Source organism: Dyella humicola (assembly GCF_026283945.1).
GTDB lineage: Bacteria > Pseudomonadota > Gammaproteobacteria > Xanthomonadales > Rhodanobacteraceae > Dyella > Dyella humicola.
The window spans coordinates 3,184,453-3,196,912 of record NZ_JAPDPC010000001.1; the positions used below are offsets into that span (position 1 = coordinate 3,184,453).

At 63.4% G+C, this 12,460-nt stretch carries 16 protein-coding genes; 11 read left to right on the forward strand and 5 right to left on the reverse strand.

Annotation, left to right across the window (positions count from 1 at the left end; translation table 11 throughout):
- Positions 1 to 56 precede the first annotated feature (56 nt).
- Positions 57 to 632: an N-acetylmuramoyl-L-alanine amidase gene (locus OUZ30_RS14125; RefSeq protein ID WP_266182948.1), complete on the forward strand. Its 576-nt coding sequence runs from the start codon at positions 57 to 59 to the stop codon at positions 630 to 632.
- A 7-nt stretch (positions 633 to 639) separates the two neighbouring features.
- Here OUZ30_RS14125 and OUZ30_RS14130 read toward each other — a convergent pair whose 3' ends face one another.
- Entirely contained in the window at positions 640 to 894 is a 255-nt protein-coding gene (locus OUZ30_RS14130) for a helix-hairpin-helix domain-containing protein (RefSeq protein WP_266182949.1), read from the reverse strand.
- A gap of 137 nt (positions 895 to 1,031) precedes the next feature.
- Here OUZ30_RS14130 and tesB point away from each other — a divergent pair, with 137 nt between their 5' ends.
- The 3 genes from tesB to OUZ30_RS14145 all read left to right on the forward strand — a co-directional run bounded on the left by tesB (position 1,032) and on the right by OUZ30_RS14145 (position 3,325).
- A complete protein-coding gene (gene tesB, locus OUZ30_RS14135; RefSeq protein WP_266182951.1) occupies positions 1,032 to 1,895 on the forward strand; it encodes an acyl-CoA thioesterase II in 864 nt (287 codons plus the stop codon).
- A gap of 131 nt (positions 1,896 to 2,026) precedes the next feature.
- Complete coding sequence (locus tag OUZ30_RS14140; RefSeq protein ID WP_266182952.1) at positions 2,027 to 2,419, forward strand: putative signal transducing protein; 393 nt, start codon at positions 2,027 to 2,029, stop codon at positions 2,417 to 2,419.
- Positions 2,420 to 2,614: 195 nt separating this feature from the next.
- Positions 2,615 to 3,325, forward strand: a complete 711-nt coding sequence (locus OUZ30_RS14145; RefSeq protein ID WP_266182953.1) for an arginyltransferase — start codon at positions 2,615 to 2,617, stop codon at positions 3,323 to 3,325.
- A 76-nt stretch (positions 3,326 to 3,401) separates the two neighbouring features.
- Here OUZ30_RS14145 and OUZ30_RS14150 read toward each other — a convergent pair whose 3' ends face one another.
- Entirely contained in the window at positions 3,402 to 4,928 is a 1,527-nt protein-coding gene (locus OUZ30_RS14150) for an FMN-binding glutamate synthase family protein (protein WP_266182954.1), read from the reverse strand.
- 97 nt (positions 4,929 to 5,025) lie between these two features.
- Positions 5,026 to 6,207 carry a formate-dependent phosphoribosylglycinamide formyltransferase gene (gene purT, locus OUZ30_RS14155; protein ID WP_266182955.1) on the reverse strand — a complete coding sequence of 394 codons (1,182 nt, stop codon included), beginning with the start codon at positions 6,205 to 6,207 and terminating at the stop codon, positions 5,026 to 5,028.
- A 148-nt stretch (positions 6,208 to 6,355) separates the two neighbouring features.
- Between purT and OUZ30_RS14160 the strand changes: the two genes are divergently transcribed.
- The 5 genes from OUZ30_RS14160 (at position 6,356) to OUZ30_RS14180 (ending at position 9,901) form a co-directional block, all read left to right on the forward strand.
- Complete coding sequence (locus OUZ30_RS14160) at positions 6,356 to 7,858, forward strand: transglutaminase-like domain-containing protein (protein ID WP_266182956.1); 1,503 nt, start codon at positions 6,356 to 6,358, stop codon at positions 7,856 to 7,858.
- A gap of 74 nt (positions 7,859 to 7,932) precedes the next feature.
- Positions 7,933 to 8,802, forward strand: a complete 870-nt coding sequence (locus OUZ30_RS14165) for an SPFH domain-containing protein (RefSeq protein WP_266182957.1) — start codon at positions 7,933 to 7,935, stop codon at positions 8,800 to 8,802.
- Entirely contained in the window at positions 8,792 to 8,983 is a 192-nt protein-coding gene (locus tag OUZ30_RS14170) for a type II toxin-antitoxin system antitoxin (RefSeq protein WP_266182958.1), read from the forward strand. The genes OUZ30_RS14165 and OUZ30_RS14170 overlap by 11 nt, the downstream gene beginning before the upstream one ends.
- A 129-nt stretch (positions 8,984 to 9,112) precedes the next feature.
- Positions 9,113 to 9,310, forward strand: coding sequence for a hypothetical protein (locus tag OUZ30_RS14175; protein WP_266182960.1), 198 nt, complete (start codon positions 9,113 to 9,115; stop codon positions 9,308 to 9,310).
- A 126-nt stretch (positions 9,311 to 9,436) separates the two neighbouring features.
- Positions 9,437 to 9,901, forward strand: coding sequence for a DUF1203 domain-containing protein (locus OUZ30_RS14180; protein WP_266182961.1), 465 nt, complete (start codon positions 9,437 to 9,439; stop codon positions 9,899 to 9,901).
- Positions 9,902 to 9,907: 6 nt separating this feature from the next.
- Here OUZ30_RS14180 and OUZ30_RS14185 read toward each other — a convergent pair whose 3' ends face one another.
- Positions 9,908 to 10,294, reverse strand: coding sequence for a DUF423 domain-containing protein (locus tag OUZ30_RS14185; RefSeq protein ID WP_266182962.1), 387 nt, complete (start codon positions 10,292 to 10,294; stop codon positions 9,908 to 9,910).
- 82 nt (positions 10,295 to 10,376) lie between these two features.
- Between OUZ30_RS14185 and OUZ30_RS14190 the strand changes: the two genes are divergently transcribed.
- Positions 10,377 to 10,994, forward strand: coding sequence for an SCO family protein (locus OUZ30_RS14190; protein ID WP_266182963.1), 618 nt, complete (start codon positions 10,377 to 10,379; stop codon positions 10,992 to 10,994).
- Positions 10,991 to 11,485, forward strand: coding sequence for a copper chaperone PCu(A)C (locus OUZ30_RS14195; RefSeq protein WP_266182964.1), 495 nt, complete (start codon positions 10,991 to 10,993; stop codon positions 11,483 to 11,485). Before OUZ30_RS14190 ends, OUZ30_RS14195 begins: the two co-directional genes overlap by 4 nt.
- A gap of 66 nt (positions 11,486 to 11,551) precedes the next feature.
- On the opposite strand, the gene OUZ30_RS14200 is transcribed toward OUZ30_RS14195, so the two are convergent.
- Positions 11,552 to 12,430 carry a cytochrome c oxidase assembly protein gene (locus OUZ30_RS14200; RefSeq protein WP_266182966.1) on the reverse strand — a complete coding sequence of 293 codons (879 nt, stop codon included), beginning with the start codon at positions 12,428 to 12,430 and terminating at the stop codon, positions 11,552 to 11,554.
- Between the last annotated feature and the right edge of the window lie 30 nt (positions 12,431 to 12,460).

Sequence of the window (12,460 nt, forward strand, 5' to 3'; positions counted from 1 at the left end):
GCGCATCGTAACAGGCGGCGTTCCGCGGGGTGTCCTGGCCATGCGAGACTGCCCGCATGCCGCTCACCATTCACGACCAGCCCCTACCCTACGCTTCCCTGCTCCCGCAGCGCCCGGCCAGCGCCGTGGAAATGGTAGTCATCCACTGCACCGAGCTGCCGGACCTGGCGACGGCCCGTGAATACGGGGAAAGGGTGCTGTACGAGAGCGGCGCGGGCGCCAGCGGGCACTACTACATCGACCGCGACGGCTCGATCTACCGTTATGTGCCGGGCACCCGGGTGGCCAACCATGTGCGCGGGCACAATCCCAACTCCATCGGCATCGAGCTGGTGAACCTGGGCCGCCACCCCGACTGGTGGAGCTCCAGGCACCAGACCATGACCGAACCCTACACGCCGGCCCAGATTGCCGCCCTGCGCGCCCTGCTGGCCCAGCTGCGCCAGGACTTTCCGAACCTGCACCTGATTGCCGGCCATGAGGACCTGGATACGGCTCGCATGCCGGCCAGTGACGATCCGACCAAGGAAGTGCCCCGCAAGCTCGATCCGGGCCCGATGTTTCCGTGGGATGAGGTGCTTGAGGGGAGTGGTTTGCAACGGATCGGCAACGGTGACGAGCGCCAGCCGTGAAGCATGCTCACCCCTTCGCCAGGCCGCTCTGGCGCCGCGCCAGATCGACAATGGCCTGGATCGCAGCACGGGCCTGGGGACTGTTGTGCCAGCAGGTCGAACCAAGGGCACGACTGATCTGATAGGTGAGATCCGCCGGGTCCTGCCCGGCCAACTGGGCAAGCTCGGTGAAACCGATCTGCTCCAGGCGCGTCACCACCGTGGCGCCGATACCCTTCAGGGCGAGCAGTTGCCCCTGCTCCTCCGTGGAAAATCCGTCCATGTCCGTTCAGGCGCTGCCTCGATGACTGGCTGCCAGCATTTCGTGCCCCCGCCAGTAAGGTCAAGCAGCGTTACGGGCCGAACCGGCCTGGACAAGACCGCTATAATCGTCGGCCAACCACCCGCCGAGCGCCACCCATGACGGAAACACACGTCCGAGAACTGGTCGACCTACTCGAACTCGAGCGACTGGAGGACAACCTGTTTCGCGGTCAGAGCCGGGACATCGGCACGCATTTCGTATTCGGCGGACAGGTGCTCGGCCAAGCCTTGTCGGCTGCCCAACGTACGGTCGACCCGCTGCGCGAGGCGCACTCGCTGCATGCGTATTTCCTGCGCGCGGGCGACACGGATGCCCCCATCGTCTATAGCGTGGAACGCGCCCGTGATGGCGGCACGTTCTCCTCGCGGCGGGTGGTGGCCATCCAGCATGGCCAGCCGATACTGACCGGTTCTGTCTCCTTTCAGGTGCCCGAAACAGGCTTCGAGCATCAATCCTCGATGCCCGAGGTGCCCATGCCCGAGGACGTCGAGCCGATGCATCCGCTGACGGTGGAAGAGCTGGCCCGGTTTCCCGAAAAGTTGCAGCGCTGGCTGGGCGTGGATGCGCCCTTCGAGTTCCGCCATGTGTGGCCGCAGGACAAGCTGCACCCCACCAAGCGCCCGCCCATCCAGCACATCTGGTTCCGCCTCACCGCGCCCGTAGGCGACGCCCCGTCGCTGCACCGAGCCCTGCTGGCCTATGCCTCGGACTTCAACCTGATTGGCACGGCAACGCTGCCGCACGGTATTTCGTACTACACCCACAATGTGCAGATGGCCAGCCTGGACCACGCCCTGTGGTTCCATCGGCCATTCCGCGTCGATGAATGGCTGTTGTATTCCTTCGACAGCCCGACGGCACAAGGCGCGCGCGGCCTGGCCCGTGGTCAGATTTTCAGCCGCGATGGCCGGCTGGTGGCCTCCAGCGCGCAGGAAGGTCTGATCCGCCTGCGCGGCTAAGTGAGCGCTTTGCCGTAAAATCGGGCCATGCTCGGGACACCGTGGCCAACCGTGGCGCCGGTGCCCGCCATGCCATGGCCCGCCCACGATACTCCCCAGGCCCGCTACGGCGACGAAGACAGGTTTACCCCATGCGCCAGCTCTATACCTCGCCCCGGCAGGAAAACATCGACCGTGTCGCCTCGCTGCTGGCCGAAAAAGGCATCGAGTGCACGATCACCAATCGCTCCAACTGGAAGAAGCCGAGCTACCAGCGCTTCAGCTATTCGCAACGCAATGAAGACCGCGACAGTTGGCCCCAGGTGTGGGTGAACAAGGCCGATGACTACACCGAAGCCCGCACCGTCTTGAAGGAGCTGGGCATCGAGCCCGTCATACGGCACGGCGAGGAGCTTGCCCTGGCGCGCAACCCGACGCCCGAGACCCACCAAAAGAGCGTTGCCACGCGCATTCGCCGCATCGTCATGCTGGCGGTCGCTGGCGCGTTTGTGGTCCTGATGCTGCGCTACATGGGTGTCATCTAGGGGGCAACGTCACCCGGCTGGCCGATCGACACCGTTTGACGGATCGGACTCCGCCCTTGCCCATCAACCCCCCAAGGCTTTGAGTCCTGTCCCAAGCATCTGCCCCCGACGGGAGATAACCGGGAATCTATCCCGCACGTGTTATAGGACTTTTCGTACTCACAAACTCCACTAAAGCGGACATAGAATCGTCCCATGCGCTCTGATCGTGTCCGCCTATTCCAAACCCTGCCGCACACTTGCGGCTATTTTGGCGAGCGCACGGCACAGAACCTGGTGATCGACCCGGCGGCCCCGCAACTCGACCAGCTCTATGGTCCGGCGCTGGAACGGGGCTTTCGTCGGGCCGGCGGCCATCTGTACTACCCGTATTGCACCAGCTGTCGCGCCTGCACGCCCTGCCGGATCGACGCGTTGCATTTCAGCCCCGACCGCTCCCAGCGCCGCTGCCTCAAGCGCAATGCCGATATCCAGGTGATCGAGTCGATGGCTGGCTATAACGCCGAGCGACATACGCTGTACGAGCGCTACCTGCGTAGCCGACACCCCGGCGGCGGTATGGATGAGGCCGATGCCAGCGACTTCCGGCGATTCCTGACGGCGCCATGGAGTCCGACCATGTTCCTGGAATTCCGCCTCGGCACTCGCCTGCTCGGTGTAGCCGTGACGGATGTCTGCCTGCAAGGCCTGTCGGCTGTCTACACCTTCTTCGACCCGGACGAAACCGCACGCAGCCTCGGCACCTACGCCATCCTGCAACAAGTCGCGCTGGCCCAGCGCCGCGGCCTGCCCTGGATCTACCTGGGTTTCTGGATCGCCGGTCATCCCAAGATGGATTACAAGCGCCGCTTCCGCCCGATGCAGATCCGCACCAGCGAGGGCTGGGTGGAGATGCAGGAAGATTGACTGCCCGGCTGCCGGCTGGGCTACGCCGTGCACCCGTCACGTCTCCAGGCCAGGCCAGCATCGCTCGATCGTCGCGTTACCTTCCCTGCTGGGCGACGGCAGCGGGCATCACCGGATACGGATGCAGTTTCACCAGCGGCACAGAAAGGCCGTCATCGCCGACGACGCGACAATGCGTGCGGTCGAGTTGCCGCGGTTCATCGACGCCGCAACTGTGCGCGATGATGCCGACCTCGTGCATCACGTTCTTGGCGTAGTGAAAGACGCGCTCGCTCTTGTCCGTCACCACCAGGCCGCGCTGCAGCTTGGGATTCTGCGTGGTGATACCGGTGGGGCAGGTATTGCGATTGCATTGCAGTGACTGGATACACCCCAGTGCCAGCATGAAACCGCGCGCGGAATTGACGAAGTCCGCGCCCATCGACAGCGCCCAGGCCACGTCGTAAGCCGCGATGCATTTGCCCGAGCAGATCACTTTGATGCGCTCACGCAGGCCCTTGACGATGAGCATATCGACCAGCGCCGGCAGCGCTTCGTGCAGCGGCAGGCCCACGCCCTCCATCAAGGTCTGCGGCGCGGCGCCGGTGCCGCCTTCCGAACCGTCGACAATGATGAAGTCGGGCGCGCTTTCGATGCCGCGCTTGCTCACCTCGTCGCACAGCTCGGCAATCCAGTCCATGCCGCCAAACACGGCCTTGAAGCCGACGGGCTTACCGGTGAGATCGCGAATGTGCTGGATCGCATTCATCAGCTCCTGCACATTGCCGATGTCCAGGTGACGGTTGGGACTTTGCGAATCCTGACCCACCGGAATGCCACGGATGGCGGCAATTTCCGGCGTCACCTTGGCCGCTGGTAGCAGCCCACCCATGCCGGGCTTGGCGCCCTGGCCGAGCTTGATGCTCACCATCTTTACCTGCTTGTGCGCGCAGATCGCCAGCAGCTTTTCATCGTCGAGCTTGCCATCAGCCGTACGCACGCCGTACTTGGCCGTGCCGATCTCGAAGATGATGTCGCATCCCCCTTCAAGGTGATACGGCGCCAACCCGCCCTCACCCGTGTCCATCCAGATACCTGCCTTCGCCGCACCGAACGACAACGCACGCACGGCCGGCGCGGACAACGCGCCAAAGCTCATCGCGGAAATATTGAAGAACGCCGCATGCTGATATGGCTCGCGTGCATACGGACCCAGCGTGACCGGCCGCGGCTCCACATGCTTCTGGCCCAGCGCGGGAAACGGTGCATTGACGAAGAACGGTACGCCCTCGCCGCGCAGATCGCGGGTGGAACCAAACGCATTGGTGTTGTCCACGTTCTTGGCGGCGCGGTAAACCCACAAGCGTTGGGCGCGGTTGAACGGCAACTCTTCGCGGTCGCTGGAATACAGGTATTGCCGGAAGAATTCGCCCAGGTGCAGGAACCAGTAACGGAAGTGCCCGATGACTGGAAAATTGCGCAGCACTGAGTTGGAAGTCTGGTTGCGATCAACGAACCACACCACCATCACCACGGCGACCAGCAACACAAGCAACAGCATGAACAGCGCGGCAAAGGTTTCAATCATCACCACCAGCCAGTGCGCGAATTCCGTCGGTTGCATCGTATCCTCCAGTGGATGAGGCGCAGCGTCACTACGCCCGAAGTGCAGTGGGAACGGGCCACCCGTCAGGCTGACCGCTTCACGCGAGCCTGCTTCGTCAGAGCTCCACGCGCAAGGCCTTGGCCGCGCGTATCGACTTGTCCTTGGCCGCCTCGATGCTTTCATCGCGCGCCAGCGTTACAGCCATGCGTCGACGACCTTTCACGGTGGGTTTGCCGAAGATGCGTAGCTGGGTGTCGGGCTCTGCCAAGGCATCCGCCACGTCGAAGTAACGCGGCGCTTCACCGTCGCCTTCCACGAGTACCGCACACGAGGCCGAGGGCCCGAGCTGGCGGATCGCAGGTATCGGCAAGCCAAGGATGGCGCGCGCGTGCAGCGCGAATTCGGACAAGTCCTGCGAGATCAAGGTCACCAGGCCGGTGTCGTGTGGGCGTGGACTGACCTCGGAGAAAATCACGTCATCGCCCTTCACGAAGAATTCGACGCCAAACACACCCCAGCCTCCCAGCGCAGCGGTGATGGCGGCGGCCTGACGTTGCGCTTCGACCAGCGCAGCCTCGCTCATCGGCTGCGGCTGCCACGACTCGCGGTAGTCGCCATCTTCCTGGCGATGGCCGATCGGCGCGCAGAAACTCACCCCATCCCGGTGACGTACGGTCAGCATGGTGATCTCGTAATCGAAATCCACGAAGCCTTCGACGATCACCCTGCCCTTGCCGGCACGCCCACCCGACTGGGCGTAGTCCCACGCAGGCTGCAATTCAGCCGGCTGACGCACCACGCTTTGGCCCTTGCCCGACGAACTCATCACCGGCTTGATCACGAACGGCAGACCGACGGCGGCTACGGCGTCGCGGTACTCGGCTTCCGTTTCGCAGAAGCGGTAGCGCGACGTGGGCAGCTGCAATTCTTCGGCAGCCAGCCGACGGATGCCTTCCCGGTCCATGGTGAGCCAGGCGGCGCGGGCGGTCGGGATGACGCGCAGGCCGTCCTTCTCCAGCTCGATCAGGGTGGGCGTGTGGATCGCCTCGATCTCCGGTACCACCAGATCGGGCTTTTCCTTTTCGATCAGTGCGCGCAAGGCAGCGCCGTCCAGCATGTCGATCACATGGCTGCGATGCGCCACCTGCATGGCTGGTGCGTTGGCGTAGCGGTCTACCGCGATCACTTCCACCGCATAACGCTGAAGTTCGATAGCCACTTCCTTGCCAAGCTCGCCGGAGCCAAGCAGAAGCACGCGCAAGGCATGGTCGGAATAAGGCGTGCCAAACGGCTTCATCGGATTCTCCGGAACGGGGCAAAGCCGCATTGTATGCGGCGGCGTGGCGCTCCGCGCCAACCCATCAACAACTTCACCAAACGCGCATTGACGGCCACCCGCATCAGGCGTTGACTGTTCCCAAGTATCCGTCCCATGGAAGGACGACATGCGCAGCCGGATCGCCCCGCTCTTGCTGGTGCTGACGTTGTGCCTCGCACCCTGGATGCCGGCCGGTGCCAGCACGCCGGTAGCCGACGACAGTACCTGGATGACGGTGCTGTTGGATGGCCGCAAGATCGGCCAGGTGCGTATCGACTACCAGCGCGACGGCGACGTCGTTACTACCACGCAAACCTTGTCGATCGATTTTCATCGCAATGGCAGGGACGTTCCTCTGAGCAACATGACGCGCAGCGTGGAAAGCACCGCTGGCCAGCCGCTGGCCTTTGCGGCACGCACGACGTTGTCTGCCATGGACACTACGATTCAAGGGCAGCGCCAACCAGATGACAGCTTTATCGTGACCACGACGGTCGGTGGCGTGTCCCGGCAGGAGCGGATGGATTGGCCACCAGGGGCGTTGCTCAGCGAAGGGCAGCGCCTTGCGTTCGCACGGGCCGGCGTTCGTCCGGGTCAGCTCTACGAGTTGCGCATGTTCGATCCGGCCAGTTTGCAGGTGGTGCACGCGTCCATGCAGGTGCTTGGCAACGAGCAGGTCGCCTTGCCCGGTGGGGTCGTGACACTAGGCCACCAGCGCCAGATCATCCGATCGCCACGCGGGACGCAAATTGTGGATCTTTGGCTGGACGAGCGCGGCCGCACCCGCAAGGGCGTGCTGGGCGTGCTCGGCCGCGAAATGGAAATGATGGCCTGCGACCGGACCTGTGCCCTCGCTCCCGAGCAGCACGTGGACATGCTCCGCACGGCGATGGTGGGTTCGCCGCGACCGCTCTCGGCGTCACTGCATGACACGTTTCTGCGCTATCGCATGCACCTGCCCGAGGGCGACCCGGCACCGGCCATCGCGACCGACGAGCAGCAGGTCTGGAATCTCGGGCATGGCGAATGGCGGGTCGACATCGGCCCTGCCGGGTCCCATGGCGAGGCGCCACCGCGACCGGAGGATTCACGCCCCAATGCCTGGCTGCAATCGGACTCACCGACCATTCGCCGGCTCGCGGCTCAAGTGGTGGGAGACGCATCGGACAGCATGGAGAAGATGCAGCGTCTGCGCCGCTTCGTCAGTGCCTACATCACCCCGCACGGGCTGGACGTGGGCTACGCCTCGGCGCTGGAGGTGGTAAGCCATCCCCAGGGTGACTGCACCGAATACGCCGTCCTGCTGGCTGCGCTGGCTCGCGCTGAAGGGATTCCAGCGCGGGTGGTCACCGGCATGGTCTACCGCGATCGTTATGGCGGCAGGTCGCACGTCTTCGTGCCCCATGCCTGGGTACAGGCATGGGTCGACGGTCACTGGCAAAGCTTTGACGCCGCCTTGCGCCATTTCGACAGCAGCCATATCGCCATGGACACGGGCGACGGGGATCCATGGCACTTCTTCAACATCACCAACCTTTTCTCCCGCCTGCAGATTGAAGACATCTCGCCGGTGAAGCCGGCACCAGTCCCAGAAAACCAGCACACCAGGCCAGGCATCGGCAGTCATTGAACGTCTTCTTGGCCGGCACTTGCTGATTGATATCTTTTTGATATCTACTTTCTCCTATCTAGGGAGGAATCACCATGAACGAGCGTCAAGGGTTTTCGATCGCGGGCATCCCCACCATCGTGCTGTGTCTCGTGCTGGCGCTAGTCAGCGCCGCTCTCTGGACCAACATGATGCAAAGCGGCGCGGGATGGATTGGCATGCTGGGCCTCGGCCTGTTCGTGGTCACGCTCGTCATGCTGAAAGGATTTTTCCAGGTGGCCCCGAACGAGGGCCAGGTACAGCAACTCTTCGGCAAGTACGCCGGAACCGTGCGAGAGGAAGGACTGCGATGGACCAATCCGTTCTACAGCCGCCGGCGCGTCTCGCTGCGCGTGCGCAACTTCGAGAGCAGCAAGCTCAAGGTCAATGACAGCGACGGCAACCCGATCGAGATCGCCGCCATCGTGGTCTGGCAGGTCGTCGATACCGCCGAAGCCGTGTTCTGCGTGGACGACTACGAGAACTTCGTGACCATCCAGAGCGAATCCGCGCTACGCCAGATGGCCCAGAACTACCCATACGACGGACATGACAACGGCAAGCCTGCCCTGCGCAGCCACGGCGAGGTGATCAATAACCATCTGCGCGATGAGATCCAGGCACGCCTTGAAAAGGCTGGCGTGCAGGTCATCGAAGCGCGCATCAGCCACCTGGCTTACGCCCAGGAAATCGCCCAGGCCATGCTGCAGCGCCAGCAGGCCAATGCCATCGTCGCCGCCCGCGAGCGCATCGTCGAGGGCGCGGTCGGCATGGTTGCCATGGCGCTTGAACGCCTGCGCCAGCAAGGCGTGGTCGAACTGGACGAAGAACGCAAGGCCGCCATGGTCAGCAACCTACTGGTCGTGCTTTGCGGCGACCGCGCCACCCAACCGGTGGTGAACGCCGGCACGCTCTATGGCGGTTGAAAAAAAAGCCTATCCGCTCCGTATTAGCGCTGCTGTGCTGGAAGCCATGCAGCGCTGGGCCGATGACGATCTGCGCAGCGTCAACGCGCAGATCGAGTTCGTCTTGCGCGAGGCTCTCAGAAAAAATGGGCGGCTGCAGCGCGACACGGCTGAGCCGGTAGCCGACGACGAAACCGGCTGATATTCGGCCTCGTTGAGGCGGGATAGGCCCGTCCTGATATCGACATGCCCTGCACGATACCCGCGCTAAGGTGAGGCGTGATGCCATACAACCCATCCCAGGTTGCGACGCATCCCACGGAGAACCCTCATGGCGAACGACTATCGCTCATTGCCCGATGGCCCGGTCCTGTGCGAAGCCTGTACGCAGGCTGGCCAAAAAGTGGAAATGCTTCCACATCCTGTACTGCCACCCGAAGCGGAAAAGCATGCAGAGTCGGAAAACACCGAGCTGCAGAGTTATCGGTGCCCGGAGTGCGAAACCCTGGAAATTTTCCGCGTCGACTGAATCGAGGCGCGAGGGTAACCCACCTCGCCATGATGCCGGCTCCCCTTTCGGGAAAGGCGCAAGAAACGGATGGCGACTCATCCGAACGAGCGGCAAGCTCCTGGCAACATCTACCGGAGCGTTGCCATGAGTTTCCGCATTACCGGTCTGCCCGCCGAGCCGTTCGCCGGCCTTTTCTCACTGTCCGCGGAAGCGCTTGCTGAGCGACTGGCGATGCGCGTTGTCGCCGATCGCGCGCATGGCTATCCCTGCCGCATCAGCCTCACCGATGCCGAACCCGGACAATCGTTGATCCTGCTCAACTTCGAGCACCAGTCGGCGGATTCTCCGTTTCGCTCCCGCCATGCGATCTATATCCGCGAAGGCGAGCAGCAGTACGACGAAGTCGACCTTGTGCCCGATCAGCTGCGCCGACGCCTGCTTTCCGTGCGTGGTTTCGATGAACGCGGCATGTTGCGCGATGCCGATGTGACGCCAGGAACCGCGCTGGAATCGCTGATCGAGCGCCTCTTCGACGATGACAACGTCGCCTACCTGCACATCCATATGGCACGCCCCGGCTGTTACGCGGCGCGAGTGGATCGTGCATGACGATGCTCAGCGTGCGTCGCGCCTGGCTGCGGAACCTAGCGCGACACCCAGCACCATCCATCCGACCATAAAGGCGACGCCCCCCAGCGGCGTGATCGCGCCGACCCAGCGCGGCGCGCCAAGAGCGAGCGCGTAGAGGCTGCCGCAGAAAACTACGATGCCCAGCAGGAACGCGACGGTCGCCACGCGTCGCGCACGCCCGTGAGCGACGCCCCCGGTCAAGGCGAGTGCGAGCGCATGCCAGAAGTGATAACTCACGGCGGTGTGCCACAACTCGCTGCCGCGCGCATCGAGCACGTCGCGCAAGGCGTGGACCCCGAAGGCGCCCAGCAACACGGCGGTGGCGCCGGCCAGGCCGATCAGCACGCCAGAGACGGAGACAGTTTGTCGCATGGCGTGCAGTTCCTTGGAGTAGCGGGCGCCGCCAGGGCGGCCGGTATCGTATGCTGACGGGATGATTCGCATCGATTCTCGCATGAAGCTTCGCCGCGCCAGCCGCCTCGTGTTGCTGCTGGCGATGATCCTGGGAAGCTTGCTGCTGGCTGGCTGCAACCGCGACGAGTCAGTGCCTTGGCGACTCACCAATATCACGGGTCACATGCCCGACCTGGACTTCAAACTGGTCGACGATCATGGAAATCCCGTTACTGGCCGGGACTATCGTGGCAAGGTCGTCATACTGTATTTCGGCTACACGCATTGTCCGGATGTCTGCCCGCTGACGCTGGCCCAATTGCACGTCGTGATGCAGCGACTCGGTCCGCTGGCCGACGGCGCGCGCATTCTGTTCGTGAGTGTCGACCCGGCGCGTGATACGCCCGAGGTCATGCACGCCTACGTGAATGCATTCGATCCACGAGCCGTAGGACTGTCCGGTGCACCACGCGAGATCGAGGCCCTGAGCAAGCGCTATCGATCGGCATTCACGCGCGAACCCGACAAGGGCGACGGCCAGTACGAGGTCAGCCATAGCTCGGCTATCTACGTGTTCGACCGCGGCGGCAAGGCACGTCTGCTGGCAACGCCGGGCAATCCTCAGGACGACCTTGTCCATGACCTGCATCTGCTGCTGAGCCTGGGAGCTTCCTCATGAGCTTTCGTTTGCATGCCACGCGCGCCCTGCCCTTGCTGATCGCCGGCATGCTGTTGGCCGGCGGCGCGCATGCCACCGAAGCGGAACACATCCGCGCCAGTCAGTCGTGGATACGCGTACTTCCCGGCGACCTGCCCGCTGGTGCTTATGTCACGCTGGAGAATACGGGTGACCAGCCTGCCAGCCTGCGCGGCGCCAGCAGTGCAACCTACGCCAGCGTCATGCTGCACAAGAGCTCGACGGAAGGCGGCATGGGTCGCATGGCCCCAGTCGATAGCCTCGTCATCCCTGCCCACGGCAAGGCTCAGTTGTCACCCGGCGCTTACCACCTGATGCTGATGAAGGCGGCTGCCCCGGTGAAGCCAGGCGACAAGGTCAAACTGACCCTGATCTTTAGCGACGACAGCAAACTGGATGCTGATTTTCTTGCCCGCCCGGCCAACGCCACCGATGCGGGCGATATGCCGTCGGGAATGGATCACGCCCACTGAGCATGGGCAGAACGAGTAGTCGTCGCGGCTCTCAACGCCGGAATGATTGTCGCCAGCGTGCGCGCGTCAGTCCTGAGCTACCGATACCGGCGTCGTGCGCGCGCCACGCCTCGCCGGGCGCGGTTTGCGGCGAATGCGCCCGCTGCGCGACAGGCGTAACCACTGACGCATGGCCAACAGGCCACCGATCGATTCAATAATGGCCGCGGGCACCCACATGATCACGCCGCCCACCAACTGCGCCGTCAGTACGTTGAAGGTAAAAGCACGCCCGCAAATCTCGAAGATCGGATAAAGGTCGGTCTTGGAAAACGTGACAATGGCGCCCGCCAGAATCTGCGGCGTCATGGTGATGCCCGGAGACAGCACGCGCATGCCCGGCGTCATGCGGCCTGGTGGTCGTGGACGGTGGTCGAGCACCAGCCACCAATAGCTGAAGCCGCTGACCAGCATCGACCAGTTCATGAAGCGATAGATACGCCAGTCCAGCATGGCCAGCGTCTGCATTGACGGCACCAGCCAGATCAGGATGAAGGCGACGAACAGCACCGTCGCCACCACCGGATTCAGCAGCACGGCGCTGAACAGGCGCCACGGCCAGGAACGCAACACCGGTCGTAGCAGGCGCACGCGCCAACCCAACGGCAATCCCTTGCGCAACACCGAGCCCGGATACGAGGCGATGATCAGCAGCGGCGCCAGATGATGCAGCAGCACCTGCTGGATGCGATGCATGAAAAACTCATGCTCGAAGAAGTAGTCCAGATAGGTATGCAGCGACGCGTAAATCATCGCCATGCCGATCCAGAACGCCATTTGGCGACCGACGCTCACCGACAGACGACGTCCGCCGCACACATAGAGCACGCCACAAGTCACGAAGATCAGCAGGAAGACCCAGGAAAACTCCCAGGGCACGATCCACTTGAGCACGCTTGCCATCATTGATCAGATCCGGACCGGCTCACCGGCGAC

Bases quoted from the DNA above. Each gene is read 5' to 3' on its own strand.
- OUZ30_RS14125 (WP_266182948.1), top strand. From the start codon at position 57: ATGCCGCTCACCATTCACGACCAGCCCCTACCCTACGCTTCCCTGCTC.
- OUZ30_RS14130 (WP_266182949.1), bottom strand. From the start codon at position 894: ATGGACGGATTTTCCACGGAGGAGCAGGGGCAACTGCTCGCCCTGAAG.
- tesB (WP_266182951.1), top strand. From the start codon at position 1,032: ATGACGGAAACACACGTCCGAGAACTGGTCGACCTACTCGAACTCGAG.
- OUZ30_RS14140 (WP_266182952.1), top strand. From the start codon at position 2,027: ATGCGCCAGCTCTATACCTCGCCCCGGCAGGAAAACATCGACCGTGTC.
- OUZ30_RS14145 (WP_266182953.1), top strand. From the start codon at position 2,615: ATGCGCTCTGATCGTGTCCGCCTATTCCAAACCCTGCCGCACACTTGC.
- OUZ30_RS14150 (WP_266182954.1), bottom strand. From the start codon at position 4,928: ATGCAACCGACGGAATTCGCGCACTGGCTGGTGGTGATGATTGAAACC.
- purT (WP_266182955.1), bottom strand. From the start codon at position 6,207: ATGAAGCCGTTTGGCACGCCTTATTCCGACCATGCCTTGCGCGTGCTT.
- OUZ30_RS14160 (WP_266182956.1), top strand. From the start codon at position 6,356: ATGCGCAGCCGGATCGCCCCGCTCTTGCTGGTGCTGACGTTGTGCCTC.
- OUZ30_RS14165 (WP_266182957.1), top strand. From the start codon at position 7,933: ATGAACGAGCGTCAAGGGTTTTCGATCGCGGGCATCCCCACCATCGTG.
- OUZ30_RS14170 (WP_266182958.1), top strand. From the start codon at position 8,792: ATGGCGGTTGAAAAAAAAGCCTATCCGCTCCGTATTAGCGCTGCTGTG.
- OUZ30_RS14175 (WP_266182960.1), top strand. From the start codon at position 9,113: ATGGCGAACGACTATCGCTCATTGCCCGATGGCCCGGTCCTGTGCGAA.
- OUZ30_RS14180 (WP_266182961.1), top strand. From the start codon at position 9,437: ATGAGTTTCCGCATTACCGGTCTGCCCGCCGAGCCGTTCGCCGGCCTT.
- OUZ30_RS14185 (WP_266182962.1), bottom strand. From the start codon at position 10,294: ATGCGACAAACTGTCTCCGTCTCTGGCGTGCTGATCGGCCTGGCCGGC.
- OUZ30_RS14190 (WP_266182963.1), top strand. From the start codon at position 10,377: ATGAAGCTTCGCCGCGCCAGCCGCCTCGTGTTGCTGCTGGCGATGATC.
- OUZ30_RS14195 (WP_266182964.1), top strand. From the start codon at position 10,991: ATGAGCTTTCGTTTGCATGCCACGCGCGCCCTGCCCTTGCTGATCGCC.
- OUZ30_RS14200 (WP_266182966.1), bottom strand. From the start codon at position 12,430: ATGATGGCAAGCGTGCTCAAGTGGATCGTGCCCTGGGAGTTTTCCTGG.